The sequence below is a fragment of the Sphingomonas sp. CFBP 13728 genome (genome assembly GCF_014841895.1).
Classification (GTDB): domain Bacteria; phylum Pseudomonadota; class Alphaproteobacteria; order Sphingomonadales; family Sphingomonadaceae; genus Sphingomonas.
Map to the genome: position 1 here is coordinate 242,048 of NZ_JACYUS010000001.1, position 16,844 is coordinate 258,891.

Sequence of the window (16,844 nt, forward strand, 5' to 3'; positions counted from 1 at the left end):
ACTCACAATGGCAGGAGTGATGACGCTCTTCTTGCATGGAGCGACGAGCGGTTACAACGTCCGTTATCGCTGATCGTGGACGCCGCCCAACGGATCGATCGCCAGCAACAGCCGCGTGATCCCCGTGGCCGCGACAGGCGGCGAACGATGGAGAATTTCCGGTCGCTCCGCCCATACCCGCCCTTTGAACAGGCCGACCTCGCCGATTTGCAGTTGGCCATGCGCGACGAGTGGGTCGGCATGAACCCCGCGCGCCGCGAGCCACTGCGTTCCAGGACCGACGAGCGGCATCAGCAATCGTACCGTCACGTTGTCGGCGTGAAACTTCCGGCATGCATCGGTCTGGATCACATCCAACCGAACGCGCAGACGGTCGCACGCGACGATCTCCGCAAAGCGCACCGCGAGCGCGGCAAGCTCGTCCGCAAGCCCGAGGTCGACCAGGTATCCCGCGTTCGCCAGCGATATGGGTAACGCCCGCGGTACGTCGACGACATCCATCTCGTCGTCGATGTCGTCGATCGCATCCCAGCCCAGTTCGCTGACCGCCGCGCCGTACTCCGGCGCAAGCCGTTGCCAGATCGCCAGATGCACGGTTTCGTCCATGATGCGCTCGAGGATCGCCGGATCACGTCCGATCGCCACTGCGGCGCGTAACTCAGGCTCTTTTTCACGTGTATCCATCGGCATTCGCTCCGCAAAGCGCTCAATGATATGGTGTATCATACCGCACTCGTGTCATCGTATCGGCAGAAGGTCAACCCGCTCGAAGCCTCGCATAGTTTTGCTTGCTGCGCCGACGCTTGCGCTGTTGCCCGAGCGCAGGCAGTAGGCGGGCAAACCTCAGGAGTTCCGACATGGCCAGCGCATTAGAAATCGATCAGTCGAGCATCGTCGACAACGACATCCAGAAGCAGATCGAGTTCCTCGGCGAGTTCGACGGCGACGAATATGAGTTCGCGGTAAAATACTCGGTTCTCAAGGAGTTGAGCGGCGACGAGCCCGAGGACGACGGCATCGAGCTGTTCAACCGATTCAACGACGATATCGTCGATGCGTGCCTGGCAGCGCTGGAGCGCAAGCCTGGGGCTTCGACGATCGTCGTCGACGAGAACGACCTCGAATAACGGCGGAAAGCGGGCGGCCGGCGATCGTCTTCAGGACGCGCTGGCCGTCGGCTCACACTTCCCAGAAAGCCGGGTGACCTAGTCGCCGGTAACGAACCGCCGGATGCGCGCCGAATAGTGGCTGCCGACGAGCAGCGTTACCCCGAACAGCATCGATGCTCCCCATATCGTCGCAAAGACGATGATGACGATCCTGAGCATGGTCGAACTCCGTCAATTCCTCGATCGGCTCGATCTATGATCCAGAACCGGCACGGCACCTGAACGGCGCGTCAATCGTGCGTTCATTTCAGCCTGCAGCAGGCCGAACGAAAAGGGCGGTCAGATGCGTCGTTTTTGGCGGAGCAGGTAGATATCCATGATCCAGCCATGCTCTGCACGGAGCGAAGCGCGGGTGCGGACGATCTGCGCGCCGACCTGTCCCAGCGGACCTGCGATCAACGACTGGTTCGGCATGCCGAGATAGGCACCCCACCAGATCGCAATGCCTTCGTCTGCGAGCGTCTCGAATGCGCATCCGCCGTCCAGCATCACTGCGAGCGTATCCACCCCCTCCGGCCAGCCCCCTGCCCGCAACCGGCGCCCCGTCGTGATCAGCACTGGCGCGGCAAGCGTGTTGAGGGGAATGGCGTGCGCCGCAGTGAGCACTTGAAGACTGGTGATGCCCGGTTCGACGTGAACACGGATCGCCATGCCGCGCTCCCGCAACCGATCGGCAATCCGCAAACTGCTGTCGTACAGCGACGGATCGCCCCACACGAGCAACGCCAGCTTACCGCCGTCAGGCAGATGCGCGGCGATCTGGTCGGACCACGCATCGGCGATCGCATCATGCCAGTGATCGACCGCATCGAGGTACGGCGAGTCCGGATCGCGTTGCGGAAGATCGAACTCAACGATGCGCGTGGCGCCGGTCACTACGTCCACGCAGATCGTCCGGCGAAGATCGATCAGGTCGGACTTCGCGTCATCCTTGCGCGGCAGGAGGATGAGGTCGGCAGCGTTCATCGCCGCGATCGCGGCCAGCGTGAGATGCTGCGGATTGCCCGTACCGATGCCGATGAGGTGAAGGTCGATCATTCGGCGTCCATCAGCGGGCCGTAGAGGATGAGCGCGGGCCTGCCGGAAAAGCCCTCCTGCAATCGCGCGGCAAGCTCTGCGATCGTCGAGCGCGCCAGGCTCTGGTCGGGGTGCCCGATATTCTCGGCGATCATCGCCGGCGTGTCGGGCGACAGGCCATGCGCGATCAGCGATGCGGCCAGCGCGGGGAAGGTTCGCTTGGGCATGAAGACCACCGTCGTTGCCTCGGGATCCGCGAGGGCTGCCATGTTGCGCTGCTCGGGCAGATCGCCGGTAACGTCGTGGCCGGTCACGAACTGGACGCGACGCGCGCTGAGCCTGCGTGTGAGCGGAATCTGCGCGGCGGCCGCGGCCGCGCTCGCGGCGCTGATGCCCGGGACTATCTCGAACGGGATGCCCGCCGCTCGCAGCGCGACGATCTCTTCCTCGAGCCGGCCGAACATGCCGGCGTCGCCCGATTTGAGCCGGACCACGCGGATGCCGGTTCGGGCGTACTCGACGAGGAGTTGCGAGACGTGCGCCTGGCTCGGCGAAGGCCGCCCGGCGCGCTTCCCGACCGCGACCAGATCGGCACCGTGGCGGGCGTGGCCGAGTACCGCCGAGGACAGGTCGTCGAATAATACCGCGTCCGCAGCCTGCAACCGCGCCACGGCCTTCAATGTCAGCAACTCGGGATCGCCTGGGCCCGAGCCGACGAAGGACACGAACCCCGTCATGAGACAGGCGCGATCATGTGGAAGAACGTACCCGTTACACGTCCGCGACGGGAGCCCGTTTCCGGCACTGCCTCTCCCTGAGCGTCGACGACGTCGGCGAGAGGCGCATCGGACTGTTCGAGGATCGTCGAATAGTGGAACTCGTGCCCTGCGAGTTTGGCGCCCTGCGCGAAGCCCGCCATCGGTGCTAGCAGCGACGCTCGTCGATAGCCGAGATGCATCTTTCGCTGCGCATAACTGGTGACGAGGCCGAGCAGTCCGGCCATCCGGTGGCGTGTCCCGTCGGCGTCGATCAGCCCCTCGCCCAGCGCCATGTAGCCGCCGCACTCGCCGTGGACGGGGCGCGTCTCGGCATGCTCGGCTAGAGCGGCGTGGAAACTGCGCGCTTCGCTGAGGCGTCCGGCATGGAGTTCGGGATAGCCGCCGGGTAGCCAGACGATGTCGGCGTCGGATGCGGGCGCCTCGTCGGCAAGCGGTGAAAACGGCAGCACTTCAGCCCCTGCCCTGCGCCAGCCCTCCAGGACGTGCTCATAGGTGAACGAGAACGCGGCATCCTGCGCCAACGCGATCCGCTGCGCCGGGGGGCGGACCCAGGCATCGAGGGGGACGGATCGCGCGGTCGCAGCGGCGGCCTCCCGGAGTGCTGGGATATCGACGTGCGCGCGCAGGAATGTCGCATACTCATCGATCCGCGCGTCGAGGTCGGCGTGCTCGACCGCCTGCACGAGTCCCAGATGACGTTCCGGCAGTTTCAGGTCGCCGCGCCTCGGCAAGGCGCCGAACACGCGGATGCCGACCGCGTCCATGCCGGCGCGCGCGAGACGTTCGTGCCGCGGACTGGCGACGCGGTTGAGGATGACACCGGCGATCGGCACGCTGGGATCGTAACGGCTGAACCCGAGCGCGGTGGCGGCGGCGGACTGTGCCTGGCCGGAAACGTCGATCACCAAGACGACCGGCCAGCCCATCCGGCGAGCGATGTCTGCGCTGGCGCCGTTGCCGGTCTCGCCCGGTCTGGCAACGCCGTCGAACAGCCCCATCGATCCTTCGGCAAGCGCGAAGTCGGCATCGTCGGCCTTCGCCGCGAGCGTATCGAGCATGGCGGCGGGCATCGACCAGCTATCGAGGTTGAACGATGCCCGGCCGCTCGCGGCGCGGTGGAAGGCCGGATCGATATAATCGGGACCGCTCTTGAACGGCTGGACTGTAACCCCGTCGTCACGCAGGGCGCGTAGCAGGCCGAGCATGACGGTGGTCTTGCCGGTGCCCGAGGCTGGGGCCGCAACAAGGAGGCCTGGGGTCATGCCTCACCTCCGGCAAACTTCGACTCCGCCGATTGTGGGCGAAAGCGACGGTCATAGCCTTGCGCGTAGAGGCTGCTTTCGGCGAAATCCTTGGGCGAGATCGCCTGTCCGACGAAGATCAACGCGGTGCGATCGGGCTTGCCTTCGATCGTGTCCGCGATCGTTGCGAGCGTGGCGCGTTCGATCTGCTGGTCGGGCCAGCTCGCGCGCCAGACGATCGCGACCGGGCACTCGGGGCCGTAAGCCGGCGTCAGTTCGGCGATGACCTGCGCGAGGTTGTGCACCGAAAGGTGGATCGCCAGCGTCGCCTCGGTCGCGGCGAACGTGGTGAGTTTTTCCGCAGGTGGCATCGTGCTGGCACGGCCCGGCGTGCGGGTCAGTACGACCGATTGAGCGAGTTCGGGGAGCGTGAGCTCGATCTCCAGCGCGGCGGCGGCGGCGGCGAAGGCTGGTACGCCGGGCGTGACCGTGAACGTGATGTTGAGTGCGCGGAGGCGGCGGAGTTGCTCGCCCATTGCAGACCATATCGACAGGTCGCCCGAATGGAGCCGCGCGACGTCCTGGCCGGCATCGGTTGCTGTCTGGATTTCGGCGATGATCTCGTTGAGCGACAAGGCCGCGGTGTTGACGATCCGCGCACCGGGCGGACAGTGATCCAGCATCGCCGTCGGAATCAGTGAGCCGGCGTATAGGCAGACCGGTGATCCGGCGATCCGATCGCGACCTCGCAGCGTGAGAAGATCGGGCGCGCCGGGGCCGGCTCCGATGAAGTGAACGGTCATGCTTCGAATCCTTCGGCGACCGATCGCGCAATGGCGCAGGTCGCCATTCGATCGAGCGAAATGTGACGGGGGGTCAGCAACCGGGCGCCTGGCCCCGCCGCGGCGAGCGCACAAGCTTCGGCAACGCTGCCGGTGGCGCGCGCCTCGAGGCTGGCGGGAGACCGCGTCGACGTTTGTGCCGACTGCAACGCGCTGGGCGATACCGCGATCATCGGCACACCCATAGCCTCGGCGAGGGGCGATACCAGCGCCTGCTTGTCGTGCAGCGCGGCAAGCGCGGTTACCGGAGGGTGGCCATGTTGCGCGCTGGCGAGCACGGTGCGCAACGCGTCGAGCGTCGCGTCCTTACGGAAACCGAAGCCGGCGACGATCACAAGCAAACGCTCCACTGGACCACGGGGTAGCGCGCGCGCCAGCCCCGACGCGAGCCGATCGGGACCGCGTCGGACAGTTCGATGCGTAACAGCGTGCCGCCCTTTAGTCCTTGCCAGCGCGTGAGCAGCGCTTCGGATTCCAGCGTGACCGCATTGGCGACGAGGCGCGTTCCGGTGGAAAGCGTGGCGAACACGGATTCCAGGAGCGTTTCCGACAGACCGCCGCCGATAAATACGGCATTGGGCCGTGCGTGGCCTTCGAGGATCGCAGGTGCCCTGCCCTCCACGACCGTCAGACGGTCTACCCCCAGGGCGGCGGCATTGGCACGGGCCCGGCCGGCGCGGATCGGGTCGGCTTCGAAGGCGATCGCGTGCGTCGAAGGATGCGACAACAGCCATTCGATCGAGATCGAACCCGAGCCGGCGCCGACATCCCACAATTTCTCACCCGGCTTCGGGGCAAGTGCGGACAAGGTCAGCGCGCGGATCGGGCTTTTGGTAATCTGGCCGTCATGCTCGAACCACGCGTCGGGCAGACCGGTTGCCTGGGGCAACACGTTACCTGCGCCGGCGAATGTTATGCCGATCGCAACGGGATGGGCGATATCGGCGAAATCCGGGTCGGCGGCGACCGCGTGACGGATGCGTTCACGCGGGCCGCCAAGTGCTTCGAGAATGTGCAGGCGCGATCCTCCAAAGCCGAACGCGCACAGATATCGTGCGAGAACGGCAACCGCATCGCCGTCACGCACCAAGACTAGCGCTTTGCGGTCGACCGCGATGTGAGGACGCAGCCGTGAAAACGGCGTGGCGTGAAGACCGAGGCACGGCGTGTCCTCCAGCGGCCAGCCGAGCCGGGCTGCAGCAAGGCTGAACGTGGACGATACGGGATACGCGATCCATTCGTCGGCAGGCAGATGGCGCGTGATCGACGTGCCTGCGCCGAACCAGAACGGATCGCCAGAGACGAGCATGACGACGTGGCGGCCGCGGTGCGTGAGCAACTGCGCGATGCCCTGATCGAACGGTACTGGCCAAGGTTCGACCTCAGCCGTAAGATCGCCGACCAGCGCCAGATGGCGCGTCGCGCCCGTCACGACCTCCGCTTCGGCAAGTGCTAGGCGGGCCGGCGCGGAGAGGCCGGCGATGCCGTCTTCGCCGATCCCGACGATCGTCAGCCATGGAGCCTCAGCCATTCCGACCATCCTCGTTCTTGGCGGTACGACCGAAGCAAGCGCACTCGCCGCGATGCTGGCGGCGCGTGCCGACGATGCGGTGCTCAGTTATGCCGGGCGTGTCGCCAGCCCAAAGGTTCAGCCGATTCCGGTGCGTGTCGGTGGGTTTGGCGGCGTCGATGGGCTTGCGTCGTATCTGCGTGAGCACGGCGTGACGCATCTGGTGGACGCGACGCATCCGTTCGCGGCTCGGATGAGCGCGAACGCCGTCACGGCTGCAACACGGGCGGGCGTTGCGCATATTGCTTTGACCCGGCCGGCCTGGGCGCCCGTCGCTGGTGATCGGTGGACGCGGGTGGCCGATATCGAGTCGGCGGTCGCAGCTCTGGCAGGCCCAGCGCGGCGTGTGATGCTGGCGTTGGGACGGATGCATGTCGATGCGTTCGGCGCGCAGCCTCAGCATGAGTATCTGCTGCGGTTCGTCGATGCGCCCGACCATCCGCCCGGGTTGCCGCGGCATCATCTGGTGGTCGATCGCGGGCCGTTCGATGTGGAGGGCGACCGGCGGTTGATGGCGGCGCACGGGATCGAGGTGGTCGTCTGCAAGAATGCGGGCGGCACGGGCGCGCAGGCCAAGCTGCGCGCGGCGCGTGCGCTCGGGCTGTCGATGATCATGATCGATCGGCCGGTCCTGCCGGATCGGCTGGAGGTGCAGGCCGCTGAGGACGTGCTGCGCTGGATCGATCATGGCGCCGACCGCGGCGTATAGAGGATCGGGCCGCCCGCGCGTTCGATAATCCGCGTCAGGCTGGAGCCGATGATGATCATCGTGCGCATGTCGGCCATCTCCGCGCGAGCTTCGGGCAAAGGCACGATGCGGAGCGTTTCCTCGGGCGTCGAGACGGCGCGTGCGAACAGGACGGGGCGGTCGTCGGCGCAGGTTTCGCGGAGGATCTCGAAGATGCGGATCAGCGCATCCGGGCGCGCCTTCGATCGCGGATTGTAGAAGGCGATCGCGAAGTCGGCTTCGGCGGCCAAGCGCACGCGGCGTTCGATCAGCGGCCAGGGCTTGAGATTGTCCGACAGGTTGATCGCGCAGAAATCATGGCCGAGCGGCGCCCCGGCGCGCGCGCTTGCGGCGAGCATAGCGGTGATGCCAGGGAGCACGCGGATATCGAGGTCGCGCCACTCGCGCGGGCCGGCTTCGAGCGCTTCGAATACCGCCGCCGCCATCGCGAACACGCCTGGATCGCCAGAGGATACGACGACCACGCGGTGGCCTTGCGCAGCCAGCTGGAGCGCGTGCGTTGCGCGGTCGAGTTCGACACGGTTGTCGGTCGGGTGGAGCGTCAGGCCTTCACGGGGGGCGACGCGGGCGACGTAGGGGATGTAGCCGATCACGTCGGTCGCGTCGGCGAGTGCGGCGGTGACTTCGGGCGTCACGAGCGCTTCGTTGCCCGGGCCGAGCCCTGCGATGACGAGCCAGCCGGTCATGGGCGACGCCCCTGCCCGTGGATCAGGAGGATCGCGAAATAGGGCGTGACGGCGCTCGCTTCGGATAGCCGCGTGACGCGCTGGTCGGCCATCGCGGCATATTCGACGAGCCATGCCGCATCCTCGCGGCCGGCGGCGGCAACGGCGCGGCGGAGCTTGTCGAGGTGGCGGCCGATCTTCATCACCACCAGCGCGTCGGTGTCTCGGATCCGGCGGACGAGGTCCTCCTCGGGCAGCGTCCCCATCAGGACGGTCAGCACGTCGTCGCCCCAAGTGATCGGCGCGCCGCTTGCGGTCCACGCGCCCGACATGCCGGTGATGCCGGGGACGACCGCGACCGGCGCAACACCCTGCAATCGCGTGTAAAGATGCATGAACGAACCGTAGAAGAACGGATCGCCTTCGCAGAGCACGACGACGTCTTCGCCGACGCGGGCAAGCATCGCGAGGTGATCGATGCAGGCGGCGTAGAAGGCGGAGAGCTGGTCGTTGTAGCGCGGGTCCGACACCAGGATTTCGGTGGTGACGGGATATTCCATCGGAAATTCGATTACGTCGGCGCGGAGCATGCCGTCGACGATCTTCCGCGCCTGACCTGCGCGTCCGGCCTTGCGGAAATAGGCGATATGGCGCGCCCCGCGGACGAGGCGGTCCGAGCGGACGCTCATCAGGTCCTGCGCGCCCGGCCCCAAGCCGACCCCGTGGATCGTACCAGACGTCATTCGGTGCCGCTCGCGAGTGCGTTGATCGCGGCAACGGTGATCGCGCTGCCGCCCATCCGGCCTTCGACGACGACGCAGGGCACGGGCTGGTCAGTCCACAGCGCCGCCTTCGATTCCACCGCACCAACGAACCCGACCGGGCAGCCGATGATCGCCGCCGGGCGCGGACAACCGGGGTCTTCGAGCATGTTGAGCAGGTGGAACAGTGCGGTGGGCGCGTTGCCGATCGCCACGACGGCGCCAGCGAGATGCGGGCGCCAGAGTTCGAGCGCGGCGGCGGATCGGGTGTTGCCCATCGTTCGGGCAAGGTCTGGCGTTTCGGGGGCGTGGAGCGTGCAGACGATGCGGTTGTCGGCAGGGAGGCGCGCGCGCGTGATGCCTTCGGTGACCATCCGTGCATCGCACAGGATCGGCGCGCCGGCTTGCAGGGCGCGGCGAGCCTCGACCGCGAAGGTCGGGGAGAAGCGGAGGTGCTGGGCGAGGCCAACGAGCCCGGCGGCATGGATCATGCGGACCGCGACTGGTTCTTCCGCGGGCGAGAAGCGGGCGAGATCGGCTTCGGCGCGGATCATCGCGAAGGACTGGCGGTAGATCGCCGCGCCGTCGGTTTCATAGGCGTACGGCATTCAGGCGACTCCGAAATGGGCGAGGATCTGGGCGGCGTCCAGACCTGTAACGGCGGGTGGTGAGCCCGCGCGCGCGGCATAGGCGAGGTCGTAGCGACCTTCGCGACCGGTGAGAACGACGTCGGCGGGGGCGGCGCGGGCGCATCCCTTGGCGCAGCCCGAGACGTGGAGGCGGCCAGCGACGTGCGGCGCAAGGCGATGGGCTAGTGCGCGGGTTTCGGCGGTGGCTTGCGGGCAGGCCGGTGCGCCGACGCAGGCGTCGGCGTGCAGGATCGGCGAAGTTGGGTCGGTGATGAACTCGGCCGGGTTGGCCTGGAACGGCGCGTCCGTCTCGCAGATCACGACATGCCACGGCGTCATGCGGATGGCGCGGATCGCTTCGGCTGCGAGCAAGCGTGTCAGGGCTGGCGCTCCGATACGACCGAACGGCAGGCCGAGCGCCATGCCTAGCGGATGTGGGCCAGGCTTGGGCGCCGTGGCTGCGAATGCAGGGGGCGTCGTCGCAGTCGCCCAATCGGGGAGCGGCGCGTCGTGGCGCGCCATGCGTTTATTGGCGCTTCCGCCGCTTTCGACGAACCAATGCGCGAGCGCGATCAGGCGGTCGACTTCGGTACCGGGCGATAGCGGTATGCCGAGGTCGCGGCCGTCCGCGCGGAGGATCAGCGATCCGGATACGGCGCGTTCGATGCGGAAGTCTGCTGGGGCGCCGAGCAGCATCGGCGTGGCGCCGGCGTCGATCGCGAAGCCGAATTTGCCGGGGAGGTCCGGTAGTTCCGAGAGGCGGGCGCGCAGCTCTTCGGCGATGCGGTGGGAGTCGTCGCCCACGCACCATTCGGGTACGACCAGGATGTTCGCGCGCGCTTCCCGGACCGGGTCGGGCTCGATCAGGGCGAGGTCGAGAAGCGCGTCGATCAGCGGGCGCCAGCTATCCTCCTGGACGCCGCGGATCTGGAGGTTGGCGCGGGTGGTGGCGTCGATCTGGCCGTTACCGTGCCGTGTTGCCGCTTTGCATACGCCAAGTGCTTGGGCGCGCGTTAGGCGGCCAATTGGTGGCCTCACACGGACCAGCAGTCCATCGCCCGCCATCATCGGACGCCAGGCGTCGGGGCACCAGCCTTTGACGACGCCGTTGGTGACCGGCGCGGTCATGTCGGCAAGTCCAGGCTCGCGAGGATCGAGTTGCGACGGGTCGGCCAAAGGTCGGCTGCGTGAAGCGCGGCAAAACGCGCCTGCATCGCCGCGAGTGCGCCGGGGTTGGCTTCGGCGAGGAAGGCGTGGACGTCGTCGCGGCCGAGCGTCGCGTCGTAATAGAGGTCGATCAGTTCGGGACGGACTGCGCTAGCGAGATGCGCGAAGGCACCGAGGTGATCAAGCGTGGCGGCAATCTCCGCACCACCGCGAAAGCCGTGCCGCATCATGCCATCTACCCAAGCCGGGTTTGCCGCGCGGGCGTGGACGACGCAGGCGATCTCTTCCTGAAGCGGGCGGGCCTTAGCTCGGTTCGGGTCACGCGCGTCGAGATGGTAGAGCGTGGCGCTGCCCCCCGCGACCGATTGCGCGGCGGCAAAGCCGGCCTCGTGCGCGGCGTAGTCTGCGGCGAGCAGGAGATCGGTTTCGGGCAAGTCCTGGACGTGGACGAAGGCATCGGCGGCGGCGACACGCTCGCGGATGCCGGTGGGATCGAAGCTGTCTTGGCCGTCGTTGAGGGCGTGGCTGGAGGCAGACAGCCACGCTTGGCCGGCCGTCAGGCGCGCTGCGGGCGTGTAGGTTTCGGCGGCGTCGCCCATGCTCAGGCCGTAGCGGCCGGGTTCGGGACCGTAGACGCGAGCGGTTGCGGGCTTGCCGACGAACGGGTTCCAGTCCTGCGGTTCGTCGCGCGCGGCGAGGGCCCGGACGGCTTGGCCGAACATCGTGCAGAGCGTCGGGAAGGCATCGCGGAACAGGCCCGACACGCGCAGGGTGACGTCGATGCGGGGGCGGTCGAAGTTCGCCAGTGGCAGAATCTCGACACCCGTCACGCGGTCGGATTGCATGTCCCACACCGGTTCCGCGCCGAGCAGATGGAGCGCCATCGCGAACTCCTCGCCTGCGGTGCGCATCGTGGCGGAGGCCCACAAGTCGACAACGAGGGTGCGGGGGTAGTCGCCGTGATCCTGCAGATGACGGCGGACGAGTTCATCGGCAAGCTTGATGCCTTGGGTGTGGGCGGCGCGCGACGGGACCGCGCGGGGGTCGGTGGTGTAGAGGTTGCGGCCGGTTGGGAGGACGTCGGCGCGGCCTCGCCACGGAGAGCCGGACGGGCCTGACGCGACGCGCTTGCCTTGGAGCGCCGACAGGAGACCGGCGCGTTCCGCTGCGCCATGTTCGCCGCGGCCGTAGATGTGGAGGCCGTCGCCATACTGGCTCTCCTTCACGTCGCAGACGAAGGTGTCGATGCGGGTGATCGCCTCGGCCTGGGACTGCGCGTCGTCGAGGCCCAGCGTTGCGGCGAGGCCGGTGGCGGTGGCTTCGTCGCGGATGTCGCGTTGCAGGCGGTCGCGGCGCGCCGGGTCGAGGCCATCGGCGTTGGAGAATTCGTCGAGCAGCGCTTCGAGGCGGCCGAGACCTGCGCCGGTGCGCGTGTGTTCGAGCGGTGGCGGGACGTGGCCGAGCGTGACCGCACCGATGCGGCGTTTGGCTTGGGCGGCCTCGCCGGGATCGTTGACGATGAACGGGTAGATGACGGGCATGGCACCGGTGAGCGCTTCGGGCCAGCAGTTGTCGGATAGCGCGACCGACTTGCCGGGCAGCCATTCGAGCGTGCCGTGCGCGCCGACATGGACCAGCGCGTCGGTGCCTCGCGAGCGGAGCCACAGGTAGAAGGCGACATAGGCGTGGCAGGGGCAGCGGGAGAGGTCGTGATATTCTTCCGTGCGGTACTCGGTTCGCCCGCGTTCGGGTTGAAGGGCTACCAGTGCCCCGCCCTGGTCGATCGCGGTGAACATGAAGTCTTCGGTGGGCTCGCCCCAGGTTTCCCGAAGGTCCTTGCGCAGGGCTACGGGGAGATGCGCGAGGGCTTCGCGGTACTCGGCAAGCGGCCAGTGAATGCGTGAGGTAGCGAGGTCAGTTGGGTCGGCCGTGATCGCGTAGCCCCCTTCGCTAAGGTCTGCGAGGATCGCGTGCGTGGAGGCTAGCGCGTCGAGGCCGACGGCGTGCGCCATCTGGTACGCCTTGCCGGGGTAGGTCGAGAGGATGATCGCGAGGCGGTGGTCGGCGACGGGCTTGCTGGCGAGGCTGGTCCAGGCTTCGATGCGCGCGGCGATGGCGGTGATGCGGGCCGGGTCGGCGCGGTGTTCGCGGCGCGTGTATTCGAGATCTCCGTCCCTCGCGGCAGCCTCCTTGAAGCTGGCGACACCGGCGAAGAGGCGACCGTCCACTTCGGGGAGGACGACGTGCATGGCGAGGTCGGCGGGCGACAGGCCGCGGGTGGCGCCGGCCCAGGCGGCGCGGTCGGAGGTGGCTAGCGCGATCTGGAAGACGGGCACGTTCGCGCCGTCGAGAGGCGTGGTGTCGGAGACGCCGCGTGCGGAAAAGGCGGTGGCGTTGACGATCGCGGCGGGTTCCAGTGCCTTGACCCAGCGGCTCAGCCAGCCGGCTGCGTCAGGGGCTTTGAGCGAAGGTGCGAAGAGGCCGATGACGTCGAACCCTCGCGCGGAAAGTTCGGCGTGAAGCGCTTCGATCGGGTCGAGGTCCGCGGCTGTAAGATACGAGCGGTAGAACACGATCAGTACGCGGGGGCGTGTCGCGTTCAGGGCAAACGCCGCCGGGCAGGTCACGCCGTCATGTGGCTGCCAGCCGCCGACATCGGCGATCGCGCGGACGCCCGTTACGGGACCAGCGTAACAGCCGGCGGCCAGCGCGAACTGGGCCAGTGCCGCCTGCGCCGCGACTGCGCCGCCGGTGTCGCAGAGATGGGCTAAACGGCGGAGCGTCGAGAGCGGGATCGTCGAGGCGGCGTCGAGGCGGCTGTCGATTCGACCGTCTGCTGCGAGGACGGCTAGCGCGATGCCGTTCTCCCGCGCGAGGTTTTCGACCTGTTGCAGGCCGTAGTTCCAGTAGGAGCGTCCCCCGATCAGCCGGATCAAAATGCCCTTCGCGCCGGCCAGCGTCTGTTCGACATAGGTGTCGACCGATAGCGGGTGCTGGAGTGCGGTCAGGTTCGCGAGGCGTAGCGACGGCAATCGGCTACCGGCTGCGTCCGCACGTTTCCAGCCCGCGGCGAATGCGCCGAGGTCACCGTCGGAGAACGAGAGGACGACGAGATCCGCGGGGGATTGGGCGAGGTCCTGTGGGACCGCGCTTTCCTCCAGCCCGTGGCTCTCGCGGAAGACTACGTGCATCGTGGGACTCAGCCGTCCAGCGCGGCCTTGATGCGGGCCTCGTCAATGCGGTCGTGCTCGGCGATCACCACCAGTTGCGTGCGACGCGGTTCGCCTGCGCGCCATGGGCGGTCGTATTGCGTACGGACGCGCGCGCCTACTGCCTGGACGAGCAGGCGCATCGGCTTGCCGGTGACGGCGGCGTACCCCTTTACGCGGAGGATGTCGGCGCTGCGGGCGAGGGCTTCGATCTTCGCGGTCAGATCGGCGGGGTCGGCGATCTCGCCAAGCTCGACGACGACGCTGTCGAAATCGTCATGCTCGTGATCGTCCTCGCCATCGTGATGCGAGGGGCGGCTGGCGATGTCGTCCTCGGCGGCGGCGTTGAGGCCGAGGATCACGCGGGGGTCGATGATGCCGTCAGTGAGGTCGATCACCGGGAGCGGCCGTGCGGACTCCGCGGCGATGACCGCGCGCGCCTTGGCGACGCCATCGGGGCCGGCGAGGTCGATCTTGGTTAGCAGCACGAGATCGGCGCAAGCGAGCTGGTCCTCGAACACCTCAGACAAGGGCGTCTCGTGATCGACGCTGGGGTCGGCGGCGCGTTGGGCATCGAGCGCAGCGACGTCAGGCGCGAAACGACCTGCGGCGACCGCCTCAGCATCGGCCAGCGCGATCACGCCGTCGACGGTGATGCGCGAGCGGATCGCGGGCCAGTCGAACGCCTTCAGCAGCGGCTTCGGGAGCGCGAGGCCGGACGTCTCGATCAGGATGTGATCGGGGCGCGGGTTTAGCGCGAGCAACGTCTCGACGGTCGGGATGAAGTCGTCTGCCACGGTGCAGCAGATGCAGCCGTTCGCCAGCTCCACGACGTTCTCGGCCGGACAATCGGGGATCGCGCAGCCCTTGAGGATGTCGCCATCGATGCCGAGCGTGCCGAATTCGTTGACCACGACCGCGAGGCGCCTCCCGCCTGCGTTGCGGATAAGATGGCTGATGAGCGTCGTCTTGCCGGCGCCCAGGAAGCCGGTGACGATGGTGACGGGGACCTTTGAAAGATCGGACATGATTATTTCCTCGACGTCTGAAGCACACGCACGCACGGCCTTTCGGTCGGACGTGTTCGTCGCTCAGACGGAGAACCGTGCCAAGATCACCCCCTGGATCGTGGCAAGAGCGACCGTTGCGCTGGCAGGTCTCCTGGCTCGCGGGTCGAAGCTCCTCGCACACCTTCCCAGGCCGTCGGCCCAGTGGCTGCCCATGAAGGGCGCGTGCGTGTCGCTCACCGCTTACAGTTGCAGGGACAGCCGCGGCATTGGAGGAGCGAACCCCTTCCGCACCGCATTCCCATTCAAGCCCCGAAGGGCACCGGCGCGATCAACGAGGTTCGGTGCAACCGACCCTCACGAAGGCGACCTAACGGACTTTCCGGCACGCCGCCAGCTATCCGTGCACGACTTCGATCTCGTCGAAGCGTTTCCAGCGGTAGATCGCGAAGCTCAGCACCCAGCAGAGCACGAACAGCCCGATGATCGCGAAGCCGAGGCCGTTGAAGTTCTCGCCGAGCGCCTCCGCCAGATCCCAGATGCCGCCGGTCAGCCCCAGCTTCGATCCGAGCAGCGCGAGCGTCTCGATCCCGCCGATCGCGATCGCGACGATCGCCGAGATCAGCGTGATGGTGATGTTGTAATAGAGTTTGCGGATCGGCTTCACGAACGCCCATTCATACGCGCCGAGCATGACGACCCCGTCCGCGGTATCGACCAGCGCCATACCGGTCGCGAACAGCACCGGCAGCACGAGCACGGTGCCGATCGACAGGCCGTCGGCGGCCTGGCTGGCGGAGAGGCCGAGGATCGCAACCTCGGTGGCGGTGTCGAAGCCCAGCCCGAAGAGGAAGCCGAGCGGCGCCATGTGCCAGCTCCGCGTGACCAGCCGGAACATCGGCCGGAACAGCCGTGCGAGCAGGCCGCGGTTGCCGAGCAGCAGGTCGAGATCCTCCTCGACATAGGTGCCGCCGCCGCGGACGTGGCCGAAGGTCCGCCAGACCGATCGCAGGATGATCAGGTTCATCGCCGCGATCGTGAACAGGAAGACGGCGGAAATGACGGTCGCGATGACGCCGCCGACCTGTTTGAACGCCTCGAACTGCGACAGCGCGCTGGCGGTGAGCGCGATCGCGACAGCGGCGATCAGCACGATCCCCGAATGACCGATCGCGAACCAGAAGCCGACCGCGATCGGGCGCTGGCCGTCCTGCATGAGCTTGCGCGTCACGTTGTCGATCGCGGCGATGTGATCCGCATCCACCGCGTGGCGCAGACCCAGGCCCCAGGCGAGCAGCGCGGTGCCCAGCATCAGCGGTTGCGCGTGGAACAGCGAGAACGCCCAGCCCCAGGCGGCGATGTTGGCAACGACCAGGCCTGCGAACATCCAGCCGATCCGCTTGCGGGTGGCGGCGCGCGTCGGTCTCTCGATCGTTCTCTCTATCGTCGCAGTCGTCATGCAGAACTCCCCGGCGTCCGACGAGGACGGGGGCCTGCCGCAAGCGGCCGGGACACGCGAAGACCGGACGCCATGAGCGGCCGACGCGCGTCGCCGTGCGGCCCCTGCCGCGCGTGTCGTCGCTCAGACGGCGTTCACCGTGCCTCGGCCACCCCCTGGACCGGGACAAGAGCGACCAGACGCCGGCAGGTCTCCTGGCTCACGGGTCAAAGCTCCACGCCACGCCTTCCCAGGCTCTTCGGCCCAGTGGCTGCCCTCCAGTCGAAGGGCCCGTGCGTCTCGCTCGCCGCTTACAGTTGCAGGGACAGCCGCGGCATTGGCAGGGCGAACCCGACCGCACCGCATTCCCAATCAAGCCCCGAGGGGCACCGACGCGATCATGCAGGCGGCGTTGATCCGCTGCCCGCCCGGTTGGGTATCCTGCTTTCGCAGCGCTGCCAATATGCGCCTCGGCCAAGCGTGATCGCGGACGCCCCGACCGATCTGAAACAATTCGTAATTCAATTTGGCTTTTTCGCGACACCGCGTCATGTTGATCGTCAATCGCGGAGCATCGTCAGATTCCGCGCACGGGAGGATGA

At 67.4% G+C, this 16,844-nt stretch carries 18 protein-coding genes and 2 riboswitches; of the genes, 2 read left to right on the forward strand and 16 right to left on the reverse strand.

Going from position 1 to position 16,844, the window contains the following annotated elements:
- Window positions 1-63: 63 nt before the first annotated feature.
- Complete coding sequence (locus tag IFT67_RS01030) at window positions 64-684, reverse strand: DUF1826 domain-containing protein (protein WP_192144705.1); 621 nt, start codon at window positions 682-684, stop codon at window positions 64-66.
- A 173-nt stretch (window positions 685-857) separates the two neighbouring features.
- Between IFT67_RS01030 and IFT67_RS01035 the strand changes: the two genes are divergently transcribed.
- A complete protein-coding gene (locus tag IFT67_RS01035; protein ID WP_192144706.1) occupies window positions 858-1,127 on the forward strand; it encodes a DUF1488 family protein in 270 nt (89 codons plus the stop codon).
- Window positions 1,128-1,205: 78 nt separating this feature from the next.
- Here IFT67_RS01035 and IFT67_RS20845 read toward each other — a convergent pair whose 3' ends face one another.
- The 7 genes from IFT67_RS20845 to cbiE form a co-directional block, all read right to left on the reverse strand.
- Window positions 1,206-1,328 carry a hypothetical protein gene (locus IFT67_RS20845; protein ID WP_274599171.1) on the reverse strand — a complete coding sequence of 41 codons (123 nt, stop codon included), beginning with the start codon at window positions 1,326-1,328 and terminating at the stop codon, window positions 1,206-1,208.
- 120 nt (window positions 1,329-1,448) lie between these two features.
- A complete protein-coding gene (gene cobF / locus IFT67_RS01040; protein ID WP_192144707.1) occupies window positions 1,449-2,207 on the reverse strand; it encodes a precorrin-6A synthase (deacetylating) in 759 nt (252 codons plus the stop codon).
- Window positions 2,204-2,923, reverse strand: coding sequence for a uroporphyrinogen-III C-methyltransferase (cobA, locus tag IFT67_RS01045; protein ID WP_192144708.1), 720 nt, complete (start codon window positions 2,921-2,923; stop codon window positions 2,204-2,206). Before cobA ends, cobF begins: the two co-directional genes overlap by 4 nt.
- Window positions 2,920-4,227 (reverse strand): cobyrinic acid a,c-diamide synthase CobB, encoded by a 1,308-nt coding sequence (locus IFT67_RS01050; protein WP_192144709.1) that lies wholly within the window; start codon window positions 4,225-4,227, stop codon window positions 2,920-2,922. The genes cobA and IFT67_RS01050 overlap by 4 nt, the downstream gene beginning before the upstream one ends.
- Window positions 4,224-5,009: a precorrin-4 C(11)-methyltransferase gene (gene cobM / locus IFT67_RS01055; protein WP_192144710.1), complete on the reverse strand. Its 786-nt coding sequence runs from the start codon at window positions 5,007-5,009 to the stop codon at window positions 4,224-4,226. Before cobM ends, IFT67_RS01050 begins: the two co-directional genes overlap by 4 nt.
- Window positions 5,006-5,398 (reverse strand): cobalamin biosynthesis protein, encoded by a 393-nt coding sequence (locus tag IFT67_RS01060; protein ID WP_342450526.1) that lies wholly within the window; start codon window positions 5,396-5,398, stop codon window positions 5,006-5,008. Before IFT67_RS01060 ends, cobM begins: the two co-directional genes overlap by 4 nt.
- Complete coding sequence (gene cbiE / locus IFT67_RS01065; protein WP_446740783.1) at window positions 5,380-6,588, reverse strand: precorrin-6y C5,15-methyltransferase (decarboxylating) subunit CbiE; 1,209 nt, start codon at window positions 6,586-6,588, stop codon at window positions 5,380-5,382. The genes IFT67_RS01060 and cbiE overlap by 19 nt, the downstream gene beginning before the upstream one ends.
- Here cbiE and IFT67_RS01070 point away from each other — a divergent pair.
- Window positions 6,578-7,327 (forward strand): cobalt-precorrin-6A reductase, encoded by a 750-nt coding sequence (locus tag IFT67_RS01070; RefSeq protein WP_192146306.1) that lies wholly within the window; start codon window positions 6,578-6,580, stop codon window positions 7,325-7,327. The genes cbiE and IFT67_RS01070 overlap by 11 nt on opposite strands.
- Here IFT67_RS01070 and cobJ read toward each other — a convergent pair.
- From cobJ to IFT67_RS01110, 8 genes are all read right to left on the reverse strand, one after another.
- Window positions 7,303-8,052 carry a precorrin-3B C(17)-methyltransferase gene (cobJ, locus tag IFT67_RS01075; RefSeq protein WP_192144712.1) on the reverse strand — a complete coding sequence of 250 codons (750 nt, stop codon included), beginning with the start codon at window positions 8,050-8,052 and terminating at the stop codon, window positions 7,303-7,305. The genes IFT67_RS01070 and cobJ overlap by 25 nt on opposite strands.
- A complete protein-coding gene (cobI, locus tag IFT67_RS01080) occupies window positions 8,049-8,774 on the reverse strand; it encodes a precorrin-2 C(20)-methyltransferase (RefSeq protein WP_192144713.1) in 726 nt (241 codons plus the stop codon). Before cobI ends, cobJ begins: the two co-directional genes overlap by 4 nt.
- The gene (locus IFT67_RS01085) at window positions 8,771-9,400 is read right to left on the reverse strand and encodes a precorrin-8X methylmutase (RefSeq protein ID WP_192144714.1); all 630 of its coding nucleotides are present in this window, start codon (window positions 9,398-9,400) and stop codon (window positions 8,771-8,773) included. Before IFT67_RS01085 ends, cobI begins: the two co-directional genes overlap by 4 nt.
- Window positions 9,401-10,549 carry a ferredoxin-like domain-containing protein gene (locus IFT67_RS01090; protein WP_244647119.1) on the reverse strand — a complete coding sequence of 383 codons (1,149 nt, stop codon included), beginning with the start codon at window positions 10,547-10,549 and terminating at the stop codon, window positions 9,401-9,403. It lies immediately after the preceding gene.
- On the reverse strand, window positions 10,546-13,779 hold the full coding sequence (gene cobN / locus IFT67_RS01095; RefSeq protein WP_192144715.1) for a cobaltochelatase subunit CobN: 3,234 nt from the start codon (window positions 13,777-13,779) through the stop codon (window positions 10,546-10,548). The genes IFT67_RS01090 and cobN overlap by 4 nt, the downstream gene beginning before the upstream one ends.
- An 8-nt stretch (window positions 13,780-13,787) precedes the next feature.
- Window positions 13,788-14,825, reverse strand: a complete 1,038-nt coding sequence (gene cobW, locus IFT67_RS01100) for a cobalamin biosynthesis protein CobW (protein ID WP_192144716.1) — start codon at window positions 14,823-14,825, stop codon at window positions 13,788-13,790.
- Between the two features lie 106 nt (window positions 14,826-14,931).
- Window positions 14,932-15,146, reverse strand: a riboswitch (cobalamin riboswitch).
- A gap of 55 nt (window positions 15,147-15,201) precedes the next feature.
- A complete protein-coding gene (locus tag IFT67_RS01105) occupies window positions 15,202-16,263 on the reverse strand; it encodes a HoxN/HupN/NixA family nickel/cobalt transporter (RefSeq protein WP_446740784.1) in 1,062 nt (353 codons plus the stop codon).
- Between the two features lie 167 nt (window positions 16,264-16,430).
- Window positions 16,431-16,649, reverse strand: a riboswitch (cobalamin riboswitch).
- A complete protein-coding gene (locus tag IFT67_RS01110; protein WP_192144717.1) occupies window positions 16,615-16,806 on the reverse strand; it encodes a hypothetical protein in 192 nt (63 codons plus the stop codon). (Overlaps the previous riboswitch by 35 nt.)
- Window positions 16,807-16,844: the final 38 nt, after the last annotated feature.

Excerpts from the sequence above, each read along its gene's own strand:
- IFT67_RS01030 (WP_192144705.1), bottom strand. The coding sequence starts at position 684 with ATGGATACACGTGAAAAAGAGCCTGAGTTACGCGCCGCAGTGGCGATC.
- IFT67_RS01035 (WP_192144706.1), top strand. The coding sequence starts at position 858 with ATGGCCAGCGCATTAGAAATCGATCAGTCGAGCATCGTCGACAACGAC.
- IFT67_RS20845 (WP_274599171.1), bottom strand. The coding sequence starts at position 1,328 with ATGCTCAGGATCGTCATCATCGTCTTTGCGACGATATGGGGAGCATCG.
- cobF (WP_192144707.1), bottom strand. The coding sequence starts at position 2,207 with ATGATCGACCTTCACCTCATCGGCATCGGTACGGGCAATCCGCAGCAT.
- cobA (WP_192144708.1), bottom strand. The coding sequence starts at position 2,923 with ATGACGGGGTTCGTGTCCTTCGTCGGCTCGGGCCCAGGCGATCCCGAG.
- IFT67_RS01050 (WP_192144709.1), bottom strand. The coding sequence starts at position 4,227 with ATGACCCCAGGCCTCCTTGTTGCGGCCCCAGCCTCGGGCACCGGCAAG.
- cobM (WP_192144710.1), bottom strand. The coding sequence starts at position 5,009 with ATGACCGTTCACTTCATCGGAGCCGGCCCCGGCGCGCCCGATCTTCTC.
- cbiE (WP_446740783.1), bottom strand. The coding sequence starts at position 6,588 with ATGGTCGGAATGGCTGAGGCTCCATGGCTGACGATCGTCGGGATCGGC.
- cobJ (WP_192144712.1), bottom strand. The coding sequence starts at position 8,052 with ATGACCGGCTGGCTCGTCATCGCAGGGCTCGGCCCGGGCAACGAAGCG.
- cobI (WP_192144713.1), bottom strand. The coding sequence starts at position 8,774 with ATGACGTCTGGTACGATCCACGGGGTCGGCTTGGGGCCGGGCGCGCAG.
- IFT67_RS01085 (WP_192144714.1), bottom strand. The coding sequence starts at position 9,400 with ATGCCGTACGCCTATGAAACCGACGGCGCGGCGATCTACCGCCAGTCC.
- IFT67_RS01090 (WP_244647119.1), bottom strand. The coding sequence starts at position 10,549 with ATGACCGCGCCGGTCACCAACGGCGTCGTCAAAGGCTGGTGCCCCGAC.
- cobN (WP_192144715.1), bottom strand. The coding sequence starts at position 13,779 with ATGCACGTAGTCTTCCGCGAGAGCCACGGGCTGGAGGAAAGCGCGGTC.
- cobW (WP_192144716.1), bottom strand. The coding sequence starts at position 14,825 with ATGTCCGATCTTTCAAAGGTCCCCGTCACCATCGTCACCGGCTTCCTG.
- IFT67_RS01105 (WP_446740784.1), bottom strand. The coding sequence starts at position 16,263 with ATGACGACTGCGACGATAGAGAGAACGATCGAGAGACCGACGCGCGCC.